This window comes from Pseudomonas sp. PSB11 (assembly GCF_014596605.1).
Lineage (GTDB): Bacteria > Pseudomonadota > Gammaproteobacteria > Pseudomonadales > Pseudomonadaceae > Aquipseudomonas > Aquipseudomonas umsongensis.
Map to the genome: position 1 here is coordinate 140,783 of NZ_NOIO01000010.1, position 17,992 is coordinate 158,774.

Sequence of the window (17,992 nt, forward strand, 5' to 3'; positions counted from 1 at the left end):
CGGATGATCAGTTGGCAGTAGTGCAGACTGAGTCACCGCTATTGCTAGCAGGCTCGCTCCCACAAGGAGTGCGCCTATTTAACCGGGATGACCTCTTCATCCCGTCGATGGGCCAACTGATATAGCGCCGGCAATATCAACAAGGTGAGGATGGTCGAGGAGAGAATCCCGCCAATAACGACTGTCGCCAGCGGCCGCTGCACCTCCGCGCCGGTACCGATCGCCAGGGCCATCGGGATGAAGCCCAAGGAAGCCACCAGTGCGGTCATCAGCACCGGACGCAGCCTTGTTAATGCGCCTTCGGTGATGGCATCGGAGAGGGAACGTCCTTCCTCCCGCAGGTTGCGGATGAACGCGATCATCACAAGACCGTTGAGCACCGCGACCCCCGATAGCGCAATGAACCCTACGCCCGCTGAGATCGACAGCGGAATGTCGCGAAGCCACAGCGCCATGACGCCGCCAGTCAAGGCAAACGGAATCCCGGTGAACACCAGCAGTCCATCCTTCATGTTGTTGAACATCATGAACAGTAAGGCGAATACCAGCAGCAATGCCACCGGCACCACGATCTGCAACCGCTTGGCTGCGGATTGGAGTTGCTCGAACTGCCCACCCCAAGTGGTCCAGTAACCCGCCGGAATCTGTACATCACGCTCGATTACATTACCCGCCTCTGCGACAAACGAACCGATATCGCGTCCACGCACGTTAGCGCTGACAATGACCAAACGCTTGCCGTTTTCGCGGCTGACCTGATTCGGCCCCAGTACCAGATCAAGACTGGCAACTTCCCCAAGGGCGATGAAAGCGATCTGATTGGTTGCGCCGTTCAACGGTGCCGGCACCGGGATCAGCAGGTCCGACAGCCCTTCGATGTCTTTGCGCATGGCGTCAGACAAACGCACCACCATGTCGAAACGCCGATCGCCCTCATACATCGTCCCAGCCTGGCGTCCTCCCACTGCTACGGCAATGGTGTCCTGCACGTCGCCAACATTGAGTCCATAACGCGCAGCCTTGTCACGATCGATGTTGATAGTCAGCACCGGCAGGCCTGTGGTTTGCTCAACCTTAACCTCAGACGCTCCGTTGACCTTTTGCATGGCAGTGGCAATCTTCGCCGCCGTGGCATTGAGCACGCCCATATCATCACCGAATACCTTGACCGCTACATCGCTGCGTACGCCGGAAATCAACTCGTTGAAGCGGAGCTGAATCGGTTGCGACAGTTCATAGTTGCTGCCTGGTAATGTCGCGGCAGCCTGTTGCAGCTCAGCCATCAGAGTTTCGCGGGACTTGCCTGGATCGGGCCATTGATCTTTCGGCTTGAGCATCACATAACTGTCGGAGATGTTCGGCGGCATCGGATCAGAAGCAATCTCGGCGGTGCCAGTGCGGCCGAACACCCGCTGTACTTCCGGCACTTTGTTGAGAATTAAGGTTTCCAGGCGTTGCTGCATGTCCACCGATTGCGTGAGGCTGGTACCCGGTACGCGCAAAGCTTGCAGGGCAAAATCGCCCTCGCTGAGACTCGGTACGAACTCGCTGCCCATGCGGCTGGTCACCGCACCACTGAGAACAATCACGCCCAGCGCCATTCCTACGGCCGCGGTGCGATTGGACATCACCCAAGCCAGAGCCGGTGCATAAAACCGACGAGCTCCGCGCATGACCACACCTTCTTCTTCCTTGACCTTACCTGTAACAAAAAAAGCGATGGCTGCGGGCACGAAGGTCACCGACAACAGCATGGCGCCAATCAGCGCGATCACCACAGTGAATGCCATCGGGTGGAACATTTTTCCTTCTACACCAGTGAGGGCGAAGATCGGCAGGTATACGACCATGATGATCAACTGACCGAAAATCAAAGGCCGTCGCGCTTCCTTGGCTGCTGCAAACACTTCATGGAAGCGCTCGGATCGGGTCAGCAATCGTCCGTGATGCTGCTGTGCATGGGCTAGCCGTCGCAGGGTGTTTTCAACGATTACCACCGCGCCGTCGACGATGATGCCGAAGTCGAGTGCGCCAAGACTCATCAGGTTGGCGCTGACCTTGTTGCTGAACATGCCGGTGAAGGTGAACATCATCGACAGTGGAATTACCATGGCCGTGATCAATGCCGCGCGGATGTTGCCTAGGAACAGGAACAAAATCGCGATCACCAGAATCGCGCCTTCAACCAGGTTCTTCTTCACGGTGGCGATGGCTTTGTCGACCAAGTGCGTACGGTCATAAACTGGCACCGCGACGACGCCAGTTGGCAGCGAACGGTTGATCTGCTCAAGCTTGCTTGCAACTGCTTGGGAGACTGTTCGGCTGTTTTCGCCGATTAGCATGAATACGGTACCTAGCACCACTTCACGACCGTTTTCAGTTGCGGCCCCGCTGCGCAGTTCACGGCCGATTTCTACCGTAGCAACGTTTTTTACCCGAATTGGTGTGCCGTCGACGTTGGCCATGACGATGTTGGCGATATCCTCGGTACTCGCCACTTGCCCTGGCGCACGGATCAGCAACTGCTCGCCAATGTGCTCAATGTAGCCGGCGCCGACGTTGGCATTGTTGCGCTCAAGCGCGGTGATCAGATCGGTGAGAGTAAGCTTGTACGCCGCCAGCCGTTTCGGATCGGGTGCAATCTGATACTCCTTGGCGAACCCACCAATGGTGTTGATCTCAGCCACGCCGGGAACGTTGCGCAACTGCGGTTTGATGATCCAGTCCTGGATCACCCGCAGGTCAGTCGGCGTATAAAGGGTGCCGTCATCCTTGAGTGCGCCTTCCTTCGCCTCGACGGTCCAAAGGAAAATCTCCCCAAGCCCCGTCGAAATCGGCCCCATCACGGCTTCCGCGCCTTCGGGCAATTGCTCTTTTGCAGTCTGTAGACGCTCATTGACCAACTGCCGTGCGAAGAACAGATCGGTACCGTCCTTGAAGATCACCGTAACCTGCGATAGCCCCGAGCGCGACAGCGAACGGGTCTGCTCCAACGCCGGCAGACCGGCCATGGCAGTTTCAATCGGGAAGGTGATGCGCTGCTCAGTTTCCAGCGGCGAGAATCCGGCGGCGCCGGTATTGATTTGTACCTGGACGTTGGTGATATCGGGCACAGCGTCGATCGGCAGTTTTTGATAACTGGCGATACCGAGGCCGGCCATGAGTAGAACGGCGAGCAGCACAATAATGCGCTGCTCGATGGCAAACTGGATCAAGCGTTCGAACATGAGAACCTTCTCGTCGAGGGGGCAGATCGGTGGAGGTTATTAACGAGCGGGTTCAATGAGAGTGCTCAGCGGAGGCTTTACCCAGTTCCGATTTGAGAACGTAGCTGCCGGCAGCTGCGACCTGAACCCCAGATTCCAGCCCCTTGGTCACTTCCACCTGACCGTCCGCACGACTACCCAGCTCCACCGCTTGCGCCTTGAAACCGCTGTCAGTGCGCACGAATACCGTAGGTTTGTCCTCGACCGTCTGAATCGCAGTTTCCGGTACGGCGACTCTGGCCTCACGGCTGTCGGTAGCCACCAGTGCGTTGACGAATAGGCCCGGGCGCCAAGCGCCTTGCGGGTTCTCCAGAGTCACACGCACGGTGGCAGTACGTGTCTGCTCACCCAGCAAGCTGCCCACATACGCAACATTGCCAACCACCTCGGCGTTCAGTTCAGGAGCACTGACAGTGACGGGCTTGCCCACCTGCACCTTGGTCAAGTCCTTGGGTGAAACGCCGAATGTCACCCAAACCCTGGAAAGATCCGAAAGGATGAACGCGTTGCTCGTCACGTCCACCACTTCTCCCGGCGTCAGGTGCTTTTCCACCACAACGCCGTCGAACGGAGCGCGCAACTCATAACGATTGCCACCGGTGGCGACCATGCTGCCACTGAGTACGCTGATTTTTTGTTGAGCGTTGTTCAGTGCAATTTCAGATTCTTGCAGCGCTTGTCGAGCCTGGAGGAAGTCCTGTTCCGCGGAAATCTTGCTTTCCCACAACTGCTTCTCGCGCTCGTAAGTAGTCCGTGCCAGCGCCAGACGTCGCTGCGCCGCGGCCTGTTCACTGCGCTGATCAGAGATCTGCTGACTGGAGATCACTGCCAACAACTGGCCCTTTTTTACCGATTGCCCAAGATTGACCGATACTGACTCGACCACCCCGGGTACTCGTGGCACAACATGGGCCGTTCGGTCTTCGTCAAAGCGCACTTCACCAGGGAATGGCAAACCGAGATTGATACTTTGCGCACCGGCCTCGATCAATTGAATGCCTGCCGCGGTGATCTGCTCATTGCTGAGGGTCAGATGTCCCTCTTCCCCTTCTGCGTGTTCATCTTCAGCTACGGCGCCTTTTTCAGCGTGTTCAGCATGCTCGGCATGCTCCGTCGCTTCATCGGCATGGGCTTCGATGGATGAGTTGCCCGTGCGAATCGAGCCGATGCCAATACCCAGCGCCAGCGTTGCTACGGCGACAACGATCAGTTTTTTGTTCATGGAAACTCCTCTGCGCCAAACCATCGCGCAGTGCTGTGAAAGTTGAAAATCAAGGACTGACCCCGAACACATCGAGATCACCGAAAATGCGTTCGATGCGCACCCGCGCGTCTGTCGCCTCTGCAACTGCCTGGATGTATTGGCTACGGGCACTGATTAGGGTGCGTTGAGCATCGAGTACATCGAGGAAGCCAAACTTGCCCATCTCGAATCCTCGCGTGGCGCTGTCGACTGCACTCTGCGCGGAGGGCAGGATGGTCTGATTGAACGCCTTCACTTCACTATTTGCTGTCTGCCACTGCTCTAGGGCAGTCTGGGTTTCTGTGCGCAAACGCAGCTCGGTGGCATTGCGCAGATCCCGCGCCTGATCGGCGCGCCGAGCGGCCGCCAGTACGTTCCCCTGATTGCGGTTGAATAATGGAATCGGCATCGACAGCCCCACTACGTTGACCCGCTCCCGTTCCGTTGCGTCGTACTGGCTGCCGACGCTCACGGTCAGGTCAGGAATTCGCTGCGCCTTCTCCAGCCCCAAAGTAGCCTCGCGCTGGTCGATCTGCAGTCTGGCCAAGCGCAGCTCGGCGGTTTCATTCAGGCGCTCAAGCAAGCGGGTCGATGGCACCGCCAGCGTGGATTGTTGGGCAGCCTGAACACCCACCGAGGTCGGCAAAGGGGCGCCCATGACTTGAGCCAGTTGCTGATAGGCATTGGCCTGGTCGCGCTCGGCACGACTCTGTTCAAGTCGTACCTCGGACAATTGCACCTGCGCCCGCGTACCTTCGACCGGTGAGGACTTGCCGGCCTGTATACGACCTTGGGCTACGCGCACACCTTGCTCGGCGAGTTGCAGCGACTGACGAGACAACTGCAACCGTTGCTGTGCTGTTTGAGCGCTGGAAAACGCCTGAACCACGTCGGCACGCAACGCATTGCGCTTACGCTCCAGTTCTATCCCGACAGCGTCCTGCGCGCGGCTGGCCACTTCAATACGCGCACCGCGTTTACCACCCAGTTCAATCGGCTGACTGAGCAGCACTGTCGTAGTGCGCGAGTTACGTCGCGTGTCTTCGGCCTCCAAGGAAACCGTTGGGTTGGGAATCAAACCAGCCTGTTTTCGGTCACCGTCGGCAATGCTGATGTCCCACTGTGCTGCCGCAAGTTCAGGGTTTGCCGCGAGCGCTGTTCGCAGGGCCTGATCGAGGGTCAGCGTCGTTGATGAAGCAACCGCAAAACCAGGAATGGCCATAAAAAAAAGGCCGGTGATCCCTGCAATTCGCACTGCGTTTTTCAGGCGTAATCGCGCCGTCAGTTTCTTGGACCGGGCAATTGAACACTTCCTTAAAATAGAGAATTTCGATACTGCCACGGTATGTTTTTGAACTTATCGACAAGGTGACTGGAAAATTACAAATACGTTATCCACTGTTACGGCAAATTATTTTGCTCTAGCATTCGAGACACACGAACCAGGACCGCAATATCAAGAAACAAATACCTAATACCTATCCGCCGAACAGCACTTGCCCTGCTTCCGTACTCGTGAAAGGAAAAATTGAGAAAGCTTTGTTCTGCGACAGCCTGTCGCAGAAGGCTTATTTAGAGCGCAATTTCAACGGCATCCAGTTGACTCTGTAGCCACTACAGCCTTTACCTTGCTTGCCATGAGCCAGGGGCCTACGTAATGAAACAACAGAAAATTTATTAAGCCGTTATTGAATAAAATTCGGAAGACCCTACAAAAACAACAAATTTCAAGACTTCCTTAATTACTTAACCATTAGGTAAAAGTGGTGATTGACCATGCGAATCCTTGTCGTCGAGGACGAGCTTAAAGCTGCCGAGTATTTACATCAGGGATTGACTGAAAGTGGTTATATTGTTGACCGCGCGACAACTGGCGCCGATGGGCTGCATCTAGCCCGGCATCAGGTCTATGACTTGATCATTCTCGACGTCAACCTGCCGGAATTGGACGGCTGGGGTGTTCTGGAACAGTTGCGTCGGACTCACTCCACACGGGTCATGATGCTCACCGCGCGCGGGCGCTTGGCGGACAAAGTCCGCGGGCTGGACATGGGAGCCGATGACTATCTGGTCAAGCCATTCGAATTCCCGGAGTTGTTGGCACGGGTGCGCACCCTGATGCGTCGCAGTGAAAACATTCCAGTGCCGCAAGTGCTCAAAGTTGCCGACCTGGAACTCGACCCAGGCCGCCACCGGGCCTTCCGTGGCGAGCATCGCATAGACCTGACCACCAAGGAATTTGCTCTGCTGCATCTGCTAATGCGCCATTCTGGTGAAGTGCTGACCCGGACACAGATCATTTCGTTGGTGTGGGACATGAACTTCGACTGCGATACCAACGTGGTCGAAGTCTCGATCCGCCGTCTACGCGCCAAGATCGACGACCCGTTTGAGAGCAAGCTGATCCACACCCTTCGCGGTGTCGGCTACGTACTGGAGTCACGTAAATGAAGCCGGCTAGCCTTTCTCTGCGCCTTGGTTTGACCGTCAGTATTCTCGGGGCATTACTGGTGGTGTTCCTGGCAGTACTGGCTTATTTCGCCCTGACCCATCAGCTGAACGCGCTATCCAGAGACAACCTGGAAAAGAAAATGGAGCAGGTGGAACATAGCCTGGCGCTGTATGGCAATGTCGCTGAAATCAGCGAAAAACCGCATATCCTGCTCGATCAGGTCATGGGGCATGACAACCTGACGCTGAGCATTTATGACCAGAACAATCTTCGTGCGCCACTGCTTAAGTCCGGCTCAGGCATGCTCGATCCGCGGCCGGAACTGAAAGCCGCACGAGATACCACCGAGCAACTGGCCTACTCCAGCAGCACCGGCGACGAGGGCACCAGCTTTCTAACCGCATCGAAGCTGATCCGTGTCAAGGACGGTACCCTCGTGCCGGCGCTGTTATCGATTGACAACGCCCACGACCAAGCTTTGCTCAGCGCCTATTTGCGTTCGACCCTGATTTCCTTGCCATTGCTGTTGATCTTTATCGGTCTCACTGCTTGGGCTGCTGTGCAGCGGGGCCTAATACCATTGCGCGAGTTTCGCAAAGTCGCGGCAAAAGTGACCACGCAGGATCTCGATCATCGGCTGTCGGTGGTCAACATGCCCCAGGAACTCAGCGAATTGGCCGAGGGTATCAACTTCATGCTGCATCGCCTCGACGACGGCGTGCAGCAACTGTCGCAGTTCTCCGACGACCTGGCCCATGAACTGCGCACGCCGATCAACAACCTGATGGGCAAGGCTCAAGTGACGTTGTCCCGTGAGCGCTCAAGCGAGGAGTATAAAAACGTTCTGGTGTCATGCATCGAAGAATTGGAACGCGTCGCACGGATAGTTTCCGACATGCTTTTCTTGGCGCATTCCAGCCAATCGACGGCGCACGCGCCTTTCGAATGGGTCAATCTTGAAACCGAGGCGGAGAAAGTGGCCGAGCTGTTTTCTCTACAGGCGCAAGACAAGCAGATCAATCTGAGGGTGGTCGGCAGCGCACGGGTATCTGGCGACCGCTTGATGATTCAACGGGCTATCTCGAACCTGCTATCCAATGCACTGCGCCACTGCCCGCCTCAGAATACCATTTCGTTGGTCATCGAGAACGGCGCGAGTCAGGTTTCACTGTTCGTCAGCAATCCTGGCGCGGGTATCGAGGCACAACACTTGCCGCATCTGTTCGACCGGTTCTATCGGGTCGACAGCAGCCGCACCCGATCCCAAGGCAGTACAGGGTTGGGGCTGGCCATCGTGCGCTCGATCATGAGCCTGCACCAGGGTGATGCGCAGGTTGAAAGCCAACCCGGCGAGATAACGGTGTTCAGGTTGGTGTTCCCTAAAAGCTGAAAACGCCCTCAGGGTGCCGGTCTGAAGAGTCCCGGACTCAACATGATTGTTTTTGATCTCAACACAAACGATGCGGAAGCCCTGCTCAGGCACGTCGAAGAATTCAAGCCTCGCTCGGATTACGCGCGCGAGGGCGCTCGATTGCGAGAAGCATTTCTGGAATTGAAAGAAGCGTTGGTGTCACACCTCAGAGGTTCAGACACCTAAACCAAGTCCCATTTTTCCTTGATTGGTTTTGCAGTCGATCGAAATAGTGCCCGATCGCCAGCTGGGGCAGCCTAATCGACGTGCGCAGCATCCAGCCGGTCAGCAGCGTCAAGGCGCTGGATATCTCGGTGGCGAAGGTTGAGCTCATTGCCGAACGCGGGGCAGCGGGGCAGCGGGGCAGCGGGGCGCTATTTTGACCAGCAATACTTGTTGGTGGACAGCGCGGGCAAGCCGGTTCGCTCAGGATCATATGTGATTACGCAGACATCGCCGTGACCATCAATTCGCGTCGCCTCTCGTTTAGCCATTGTGGAAAATGCTCACCGGGCGACTTGTTTCGACTCAGCTATGCGCTGCTATCTAACTAAAGATACTGGCGCGTAGCTCTGATACATGATCCACGCCCAATTGAAGCAAAGTGAAAACAGAGTCGAAAATCAGCGGCTATAGCCGGGACCTGAAGTCACCACGAATTGATCCATGAGTGCCTGTTGATGGTTAGCAAGACCATTCAGGGTATTACTAATTTTCGCTGACTCCTGTGCTTGTGTGGAGAGCGATTCAGTAACATCGCGAATCGCTGCAACGTTACGGTTAATTTCTTCAACTACAACGCTTTGTTCCTCAGCTGCGCTAGCTATTTGTAAATTCATGTTGGTGATGATGGATACCGAATCACCAATACGCTGCAATGCGGCCACGGCTAACGCCACATGTCCGGCGCTGCTTTGAGCCTTGCCATGACTGCTATGCATCGAGCTGACGACATCTCTGGTGCGCTGCTGCAGTCCTTCAATGACCAGGCGCACCTCTTGCACAGAGCTCTGAGTGCGTCGTGCCAGGTTTCGTACCTCATCGGCGACAACTGCAAACCCCCGCCCCGCATCGCCAGCCCGTGCCGCCTCGATGGCAGCATTTAGCGCGAGCAGATTGGTTTGTTCGGCAATGGCACGTATTACATCCAGCACTGAACTGATCTGGTCACTCCGGCTAGTCAAATCTCGTATCTCTTCCATCGCCGTACTCATCTCATGAGACAAATGCTCGATGGCAGCTGAGGTGCTGTTTATCACCTCAAGGCCCTCCAAGGTCGCCAAGTCGGCTCCTTGTGCTGCATCGGCGGCGTGCGCAGCACTGCGCGCAACCTCATGAGCTGAAGCGGTCATTTGTTGGGATGCGGTCGCAACTTGATCTACTTCTTTGAATTGCTGCTGCATACCTGAACTGGTTTGATTTGCAATGATGGTGGATTGATCAGCGGTGTTACGGGCTTCTTGAACCGAGCGTTTTACCTCCGCGATCACGGGTTGGAGCTTATCAAGGAAGCAGTTGAACCAGCCAACCAGTTCGCCTAGCTCATCCTGACGCGTATAAACCAAACGGCGTGTAAGATCTCCTTCCCCGACAGCAATGTCCTTGAGCATCGCCGCTACACGTGAAACTGGTCGAGTGACTTCCAAAGCTGTTAACCAAACCAATATAAGTCCGATAGTTGCTGCGGCGGCACCGATCAGCAACTCAAATAACGCACGGCTCGCGTTTCGGTTATCCAGGTCTTGCTGCAACGACAAAGCCGGAGCCAGAAGAGACTGCATGGGTACATTGAGGAGTAATGCCCAGGGCTCGCTGTCGGGAATTGGCATCACTGGCGCAACCAGCTGTAGATTAGCTCGACCTTGCTGCTCGCTCACCTTTCCCTGGCGCTGCAACGCCAATAGCGAATCGGCGTCATCCGGATAGGCTTTCGCCAGATTTTGGCCTAGTAAGCTCGCATCGCGACTGTGCGCCGCGAGTAGACCAGCGGAACTGACAATGCTAACGGAGCCAAGCCCGTTATACAGACCTTGGCTACCTGAAGTAGCAATTTTTTGGAGGTTGTCCAGACTGATGTCCATACCCACAATGGCCAGAACTTTACCGTCCTCAATTACTGGGAAAGCCAAGGTTGTGATAAGCATCCGCTGGCCTGAACTGTCGTCGAAATACGGATTTAACAAGCAAGGCTTTAGATTTTTTTGGGGACAACTGAACCACGTATTAAATGGGGAACCATCCAGCATGGCCGTGGTGTCCGAAATTTGAGCTTCAGAAACGACTTGGTTACTGACATGCCCTTCCCGCTGCACCCAATAAGGCGCAAAACGTCCAACCTCATTACTGCCCACGTCACCTTGGTTAAAAAATAATTTATCGCTGCCATCGATAGCGTTTGTTTCGAAAACCAAATAAAGGCTAAGCAATTGCGGGTTGGCCTTCAACGTCTGCTCAACTTCATGATGAAGGTTTTCTCGCAGGGCTCGTGCGCTCGATTCAAGTGTATGCGCCTGCCTGCGTTGCTGCAGAACGTGCCGAGAAAAATTCAGGCCCTCCTGATAGGACGACATTAAATAACTCTTGATCGTGAGCGCTTGTACATCGGCTTCTTTGTTCATGCGCTCCCGGGCTGCCGCTTCCAGCATTTGAGCCACGCTTGCTTTTACAAGAGATGTGTCCTCGCTCATTCGATAGACCGAATGTCCTACCAACAAAGCTACAACCCCCAGCAGACAAAGGCCGGCCAAAAGGGTTATTTTCCATAAAATAAGTATTCGATTCGGGAACAAGGTCAAAATTCCTCTCTATAAAAACCAATGCACCACGACATGCAGGCTACTTCCTGTCATCACTCAGCGTAACTGACGTCGATACAATTCAGACGCGCCAGAGCGCGCGATGTGCCCATCGCGCGCTCTATGCGTGGTCTATTTCAATGGTGATCAACACAGGTGCACAGCATTCAAAAGTAATGCAGTGCCAATACTATGTACATGGGTTCAGAGTCGTATCGTCTTACGCATTCGTGGCACTGTTACGCTCAGCAATACTCACTTCCCGCATGCGGAACTTCTGCACCTTGCCACTGATGGTCATCGGGAATTCGTCAACCAACTTGAAGCTTCGCGGAATCTTGAAGTGAGCGATTTTATTTTTGCAATACTCACGTATGGATTCAGCGTCGACCTGATGTTCAGGATGCAACTTAATCCAGGCTACAATCTCCTCTCCGTAAGTTTCATCTGGGACACCAATTACTTGCACATCCGCCACAGCTGGATGAGTGAACAGGAACTCTTCGATTTCTCGCGGATATACATTTTCACCTCCGCGAATGATCATATCTTTATTACGTCCGACGATGTTTATGTAACCCTCGTCATCCATAGTTGCGAGATCCCCGGTATGCATCCAACCGGCTGCATCGACGGCAGCCGTGGTCGCTTCAGGATTGTTCCAGTAACCCAGCATCACACTGTATCCACGCGTGCAGAGTTCACCAATTTGTCCGCGGGCAACGATCCGGCCGTGGTCGTCGATGATCTTGCTTTCCAAGTGCGGCTGAGTACGCCCGACGCTGGTTATACGGTGGGTGAAATCGTCCTCTGGCCCGGTCTGGGTCGAGATAGGACTGGTTTCGGTCATGCCATAAGCTATTTGCATCTCGGTCATATGCATGTCTTCAATGACCCGCCGCATCACTTCGATCGGGCATGTGGAGCCGGCCATGATACCTGTGCGCAGGCTGCCCAAGTCCAAAGCTGTACGCTCAGGGTGATCGAGCATGGAGATAAACATGGTAGGCACACCAAACATGGCTGTCGCTTTTTCTTCTGCGACGGCTTGAAGTGTCGCCAACGGCTCAAAAGAAGCGCTAGGGTAGATCATCGTACTGCCATGGGTCACACAACCAAGGTTCCCCATCACCATGCCGAAACAATGGTAGAGCGGAACGGGAATAACCAAACGATCCTGCGCGGTGAGACGCATACTTTCTCCCACCATGTAAGCGTTATTCAGAATGCTGTAATGACTGAGCGTTGCGCCTTTGGGAGCTCCGGTGGTGCCTGAGGTGTACTGAATGTTGATCGGATCATCGAACTGCAATTGTTTCCCACATTCAATCAGTAGCTGGCGGTCAATCAACCCGGCACGCCCCAGCAGGTCCGCCCAGGACAACATACCCTCAACCGGCTGCTCGCTGAGCGTGATCACCCCGCGCAAGTCCGGTAGTTTTTCGCTTTTCACTGCGCCCAACTCGGAAGATTTAAGTTCCGGCAACAGCGTATGAAGCATCTCGTGGTAATCGGAACTTTTGAAAACATCGCTACAAATCAGCCAGCGACAACCGGAATGCTTGAGCGCATATTCAATCTCGCTGGGACGATAGGCGGGATTGATATTGACCAGCACCACACCCACTTTTGCAGTCGCAAACTGGGCAATACACCATTGCGCGCAGTTAGGCGACCAGATACCAACGCGCTCACCCACTTCAAGCCCCAGTGAAAGCAACCCTTGTGCACAACGGTCCACCTCTTCCGCCAGTTGCTTCCAGGTGTAACGTAGTTTCTGATGTCGCACCACCAGCGCCTCTCGCTCGGGAAAACGCTCGACAGCCGAGTCGAAGGCCGCACCGATGGTCATCGCTAATAATGGCTTGTTCTTCGGTCCGCTGCTGTAGCTCGGAGAACTCATATTTACACCCTCTATTCAATCAGGGCAGCTGTCGTCCAGCTCGGCGCAACAGCGCCCATCATTTTTTATTATTGATAGCAAACTATTAACGAATAAATATCTGCGAAGAGTTCAGCGCCATGTCCCCACCAGGTAATTTGATATTGCCGATTTTTTTCATGCTGTCAGTATCGAAAATAGCAATGTCATTAAGCGTGCCTGACAAATAAATCTTGCTGCCATCCTTGTTGAAGGATACGTAGTAGTAGGAATGATCAAGCGTGGCAGAGTGGAGCCGTTTCTTCTGCTTGACATCGTACTTGTCCAAGCGGTTGAGGACGCCAAACATCAAGTTAGGGTCCTTGGGCGAACGCATGCCAGTGAAATAGACTTCCGTCAGAGGGCCAAAATCGGTGGTCTCGGTTTTACCGCTTTTCAAGTCGATACTGAACTGACCATATACATATTCGGCGGTGGCTGGGTCCTGTTTCTTGTCCTTGTATTTCGCCGCGGTGTAGAGCAGCGAGAAGTCACGCCGATAGGTCTGCTGGTTCCACACGTAGAGCACGTCCGGCGCACTGTAGTTCGGGCGTTTCCAGTGACGACTAGGGATCAGCACGTCGAACTTCCCGGTCTTCACATCGACCTTATAGATGTCCGCACCCGCGACATAAAGCGTTCCATCGTCGCCGCTCTGCATGATGGTCAATTGTCGAGGCGCCGGGAAACTGCGCACGGGCTTGGCGTTCATCCCGGCGTCGGTGGCGTACACATCCAGTCGAGGTTGTTGCACCACATAGCGGTCGTTGAGCATCAATGTCGGATTGGCAACAGCGAACAGCTCCTTGCCGTCATGGCTAACCGTAAAAGCGAACATTGACCGGGCTTTCTCCCCCGGCTGCTGGCTAATGCTGGCGTGAAATACCTGCTTGCAGCTGTCCAGCTCTACACCATAAACATCGGCATAGTGGTTGTTCAGCACGTAAGCGATCTTGTGATCCGGCGATAACTGCACCGTGCCGGGGCCGAAAGCATCCGGCATCTTGCACGTCTTCAACACTGTATCGGTGGCCAGGTCGATCACGTGCAGGTTGTTCGGGTAATTGGGGGTCACCATGTACTCGTGACCCGCTTTAAGGGGGGTGGTCTCATCGGCCAGAACACTGAGCGAACAGGTGCTCAGGAGGGCGAAAGCGGCCAGGCCGCAGGCTTTGATGCTGTGCATGCTGGAATCCTTCTTCTTATCTAATCACTTGTCTTTGGGGAAGACAGTGCCAAGGTTGCGCCAGTTATCGCTGGACGCCTGGGCATCCTTGTTCCAGTCCGGATAGGTGCTCATCATGTCGGGCACCTGGGCCGGCCACCAGCACGGATCGGAGCAGCCATACAGGTCGGCTTCCATCGGCTGGCACAGCGACGACACACCGCCAAACGCATCGATCTCCCAACCCGGGTCGGTGGTCGAGGCGCAGCCCGCCACGGAGCTCATGGCCACCACTTCTTCGATGCGGTTTTCGTCCGCGGCCTGATCCAGCTTCAACGCTTTGTTATTGATTGCCTTGAGATGTTTCATATCAGTGAGCCTTGCGCGGAGTGATGTAGCTGCTGATGAACGCAGGGTTATTGGCCATGATCCGGGTGTAGACCTCGATGCCGAAGTCGACCCAGTCACGCATCAGTTCGCAGTAGTGATAGGTCGGATGGGTCGGGTCGCCATAGCGGGCGTAGCTTTCGTGGTAGCAACCGCCGGAGCACAGGTTGCGGATCTGGCAGTCTTCGCAGCCGGTATTGGTACGGTCGAGGCGCTGGGACAGGAAGTCGTTCAGCTCGACCTGTTTCACGCCACTGTGCACATTGCCGAAGGTTGGCAGGCTCGAACCGGTAAAACGGTGGCACAGGTTCAATTCACCCTTGTGATCGACCGCCAGCATCTTCAGGCCCGCGCCGCAGGGCAGGGCTTTTTTGTGGCCTTCGTGGATGTCTGTGATCAACTGATGCAGGTTGGAGAAGCCGATGTTGCGGTGCTCCAGCGCCGCTTCCAGGTAACGTCGACCGAGCTTCTTCATGTTGGCGAAGACTTCGATCAGTTCGTCGCTGGTCAGGTTGAACGTACTGATGTCGCCTGAGGTGACCGGGGCGAAACCGACCTCGGCAAAACCCAGTTCGTTGAACAGGTGGTCCCAGATGGTTTCGACGTCGGTGACGCCGGTGGTCAGGGTCACCCGCGCGCCGACCGGACGGCTGTTGTAGCGCGACAGCAGCATTTCAGCCTTGCGCCGCACCACGTCGTAGGTGCCCTGCCCGCCCACAGTGATGCGGTTGCGGTCGTGCACGGTTTTCGGCCCGTCGATACTCACCGAGAGCCCGAAACGGTGGGCGTTGAGGTAGTCCACGGTTTCTTCGGTGAGCAGCGTGGCGTTGGTGGTCATCACGAACTCGACGAACTTGCCGGCCTCGCGAAAACGCTTTTCACAGTAATCGACCATGTACTCGATCAGCTTGCGATTGCTCAGCGGCTCTCCGCCGAAGAACACCACGGTGAAACGCTCTTCGTCCGGGGATTCGCGCAGCAGCATTTCCACCGAAGCGATGGCGGTCTCGACGTCCATTTTCTTGCCGGCCGAGGGCTTGTCGAGGTCTTCCTTGTAGCAGTAGGTGCAGCTCAGGTTGCAGCCGGTGTTGACGTTGAGCACCACAGTGTTGATCGCCGTACGCTCGACCCGTTTGGTGGCAATGTCCGGGGTCAGCGGCGAGCCGTCGCTGACCAATTCCAGGGCCATCAGCTCGCGCAGGGTTTCGGTGACTTCTTCACCGTTGAAACGCGCGGACAGCCGCTGGATCAGGTCGTCCGACGAGCAGCCGGGACCGCGCAAGGTATCGATGATGGTGCCCGTCAGTTCATCGCTGGCGAACAGCGAACTGCTGGGGATATGGAACAGCATGCGGTCGGCATCGACCTGCACTTCGTGCAGGTTGCGTTCGACCAGATTCAAGATAGCGCCCATTGCAAACCTCCTGTGCAGACCCCGCTTGGCGGGGCTTGCGGTCATTCCGAAAAGTGTCTGAATCGCTGAGGATCAGGACAACTCAAGGAATGGGTGGATTGTTCCAGCGTTGCACGGTCACGATCATGTGGCCTTCGCCGGTCAGGGATTTTCCTGCGTCGTCGACGGCGGCGATCACCTTGAGGTTGCCGGCATTGTTGGTGGACATCTTGCGCGCCGGGTTCGGTCCGGCATCGCCCGGTGTGAACACGCCCGCGTCGGCCTGCATGGTGCCGGCGAACTTGACGTCTTCGTCTTCCTTGGCACGGTCGTCGAAGGCCTCGACCTTCCATTGCGCCGGGAACACACCGATGCGATACGGCTTGCCATCGGCGCCCTTGCCCCAGGCTTCGGCGTCGAAACGGCCCTGGACTTTCGGCGTCGAACCGCCGCCCTCGCCGATCCGCGCCACCGAGAACTCAGGCACGACTTTGACTTCGGCGATCTGGCTGTATACCGACAGGCTCGGACCTTTCAGCGTACCGACGGTGACCGCGCGCAGACCCGGCTGGGCATTGGCGGCGGCCTTGAGTTTGACTTTGATGCGCTCCGGGGTCTGCTCGATCACTTCCACCACGTCGACGCCTTTGCCGAAGTTCGGCTTGCCGGTCAGGCCGCTGCCGATCAGGGTGACTTCGCTTTCGCTGCCGGCCTTCAGATAACCCGGCTGCACCGCCAGCAAACGGGCGGAACCCTGTTTGGCGGCGACGAAGTCCAGGCCACGCTCATCGTGCTCGGCCTCGAACATCCGGCCCTGCATCGCATTGCCCTGGGCGGCGAACACCTGGCGCATGGTCACGCCGTCGATGGTCACGTTGCCGCGCCATTCATAGCCGGTGTAGACAACCGCGCTGCCGTCGCCATTGAACGGGGTGCCATCGGCGTACTGGCCCTTGACGCTGACCTTGAAGGTGTCGCGGCCATCGGCGCTGACGCTCATCACACCCGCCAGTTCACCCTTGCCCGGCAAGTGACCGCTGAAGCTCCAGTCGCCTACCAGTGCGTCGGACTTCGGCGCCACGCTCTGCCATTTCTTCCAGGCCGGGTTGTCCAGCGGATAGCGCTTGGCCAACAGCGGCACCATGTCTTTGCGAGCGATATCGAACCACTCACGATCCCGCGCTAAAAGCTGGTATTCAAGCGATGGCCACTGCCCGAGGTGGAAGTTCACCAGACGCTCCCACTCCTCAGCCGGACGTCGTTGCAGGGCGACCCGCGCACCGGAGTGACAGCGAGAGCACATCTGAGTGGTTTGCTCGTCGAACTTCTCAACGGTGTTGAGCCGGCGTTCCAGTGCATAGCGCACGCCGTCGGTCTCGCTGGGTGACAGGCCCTGGGTGTCGGCCAGATACTTGACCAGCGTCCGGCGGTCTTCATCGCTGATCTGCAAACCGTGCATGGTCTGCATCCGGGCGATGCTCATCAACCAGCCTTCCGGCGTCTTGCGCTGGTGGCTGATGCGGCTCAGGGCGTTATCGGCTTCGGGGGTATGACAGCCCTGACAGGTTTCCTTGAGGATGGTCTGGGCGTCGCGGGCTGCCAGGCTGTGAGGCGAATGCAGCGCTATACAAGCGGCTACGGCCAGCAGGCTGGCGCTCATGCCTGATCGGAGTTTTCTCTTCATCAACGTCGAACCTCGCACGGTGTCTTCTTATTTTTCAATTTTCGCTTAAGCGATTTCTGTTCCAGCGACTTGCAGCAGGCAGAAACAAAGCGCGTCTGAAAAGATGAATACACAGACCGTGCCAAGTTTTTGATATCTTGCGAGATACGCAGAACATCCGTACTCGCAAGGTTATTTTCCAACTTAACTATTACTGCAGACTGTTTTACTTCGCGACAACTGTTTCACTCTGAGATATATGCGTTACATTTATCGCATGCACCTGTAGCTCCACA

Annotated in this window: 11 protein-coding genes and 1 pseudogene; 2 read left to right on the top strand and 10 right to left on the bottom strand. The window is 55.9% G+C overall.

What is annotated here, in order from left to right; genetic code table 11:
* Positions 1-74: 74 nt before the first annotated feature.
* The 3 genes from CGA21_RS14585 to CGA21_RS14595 are packed head-to-tail and all read right to left on the bottom strand — an operon-like array spanning position 75 to position 5,731.
* Positions 75-3,227: a CusA/CzcA family heavy metal efflux RND transporter gene (locus CGA21_RS14585; RefSeq protein WP_188264447.1), complete on the bottom strand. Its 3,153-nt coding sequence runs from the start codon at positions 3,225-3,227 to the stop codon at positions 75-77.
* A 52-nt stretch (positions 3,228-3,279) separates the two neighbouring features.
* The gene (locus CGA21_RS14590; RefSeq protein WP_188264448.1) at positions 3,280-4,488 is read right to left on the bottom strand and encodes an efflux RND transporter periplasmic adaptor subunit; all 1,209 of its coding nucleotides are present in this window, start codon (positions 4,486-4,488) and stop codon (positions 3,280-3,282) included.
* A gap of 49 nt (positions 4,489-4,537) precedes the next feature.
* On the bottom strand, positions 4,538-5,731 hold the full coding sequence (locus CGA21_RS14595; protein WP_188264480.1) for a TolC family protein: 1,194 nt from the start codon (positions 5,729-5,731) through the stop codon (positions 4,538-4,540).
* A gap of 554 nt (positions 5,732-6,285) precedes the next feature.
* Between CGA21_RS14595 and CGA21_RS14600 the strand changes: the two genes are divergently transcribed.
* Both CGA21_RS14600 and CGA21_RS14605 read left to right on the top strand, forming a co-directional pair.
* Complete coding sequence (locus tag CGA21_RS14600; protein ID WP_188264449.1) at positions 6,286-6,960, top strand: heavy metal response regulator transcription factor; 675 nt, start codon at positions 6,286-6,288, stop codon at positions 6,958-6,960.
* Entirely contained in the window at positions 6,957-8,351 is a 1,395-nt protein-coding gene (locus tag CGA21_RS14605; RefSeq protein ID WP_188264450.1) for a heavy metal sensor histidine kinase, read from the top strand. Before CGA21_RS14600 ends, CGA21_RS14605 begins: the two co-directional genes overlap by 4 nt.
* A 644-nt stretch (positions 8,352-8,995) precedes the next feature.
* Here CGA21_RS14605 and CGA21_RS30395 read toward each other — a convergent pair.
* The 7 genes and pseudogenes from CGA21_RS30395 to peaA form a co-directional block, all read right to left on the bottom strand.
* On the bottom strand, positions 8,996-9,775 hold the full coding sequence (locus tag CGA21_RS30395) for a methyl-accepting chemotaxis protein (RefSeq protein WP_411157072.1): 780 nt from the start codon (positions 9,773-9,775) through the stop codon (positions 8,996-8,998).
* A gap of 153 nt (positions 9,776-9,928) precedes the next feature.
* Positions 9,929-11,059: pseudogene (locus tag CGA21_RS30400) on the bottom strand (chemotaxis protein); the annotation flags it as partial.
* 328 nt (positions 11,060-11,387) lie between these two features.
* A complete protein-coding gene (locus tag CGA21_RS14615) occupies positions 11,388-13,070 on the bottom strand; it encodes an AMP-binding protein (RefSeq protein WP_188264452.1) in 1,683 nt (560 codons plus the stop codon).
* A gap of 85 nt (positions 13,071-13,155) precedes the next feature.
* Positions 13,156-14,274 carry a quinohemoprotein amine dehydrogenase subunit beta gene (gene peaD, locus CGA21_RS14620; protein WP_188264453.1) on the bottom strand — a complete coding sequence of 373 codons (1,119 nt, stop codon included), beginning with the start codon at positions 14,272-14,274 and terminating at the stop codon, positions 13,156-13,158.
* Positions 14,275-14,298: 24 nt separating this feature from the next.
* Positions 14,299-14,622: a quinohemoprotein amine dehydrogenase subunit gamma gene (gene qhpC / locus CGA21_RS14625; RefSeq protein WP_188264454.1), complete on the bottom strand. Its 324-nt coding sequence runs from the start codon at positions 14,620-14,622 to the stop codon at positions 14,299-14,301.
* A 1-nt stretch (position 14,623) separates the two neighbouring features.
* Complete coding sequence (gene peaB / locus CGA21_RS14630) at positions 14,624-16,054, bottom strand: quinohemoprotein amine dehydrogenase maturation protein (protein WP_188264455.1); 1,431 nt, start codon at positions 16,052-16,054, stop codon at positions 14,624-14,626.
* 82 nt (positions 16,055-16,136) lie between these two features.
* Positions 16,137-17,717, bottom strand: a complete 1,581-nt coding sequence (gene peaA / locus CGA21_RS14635) for a quinohemoprotein amine dehydrogenase subunit alpha (RefSeq protein WP_188264456.1) — start codon at positions 17,715-17,717, stop codon at positions 16,137-16,139.
* Between the last annotated feature and the right edge of the window lie 275 nt (positions 17,718-17,992).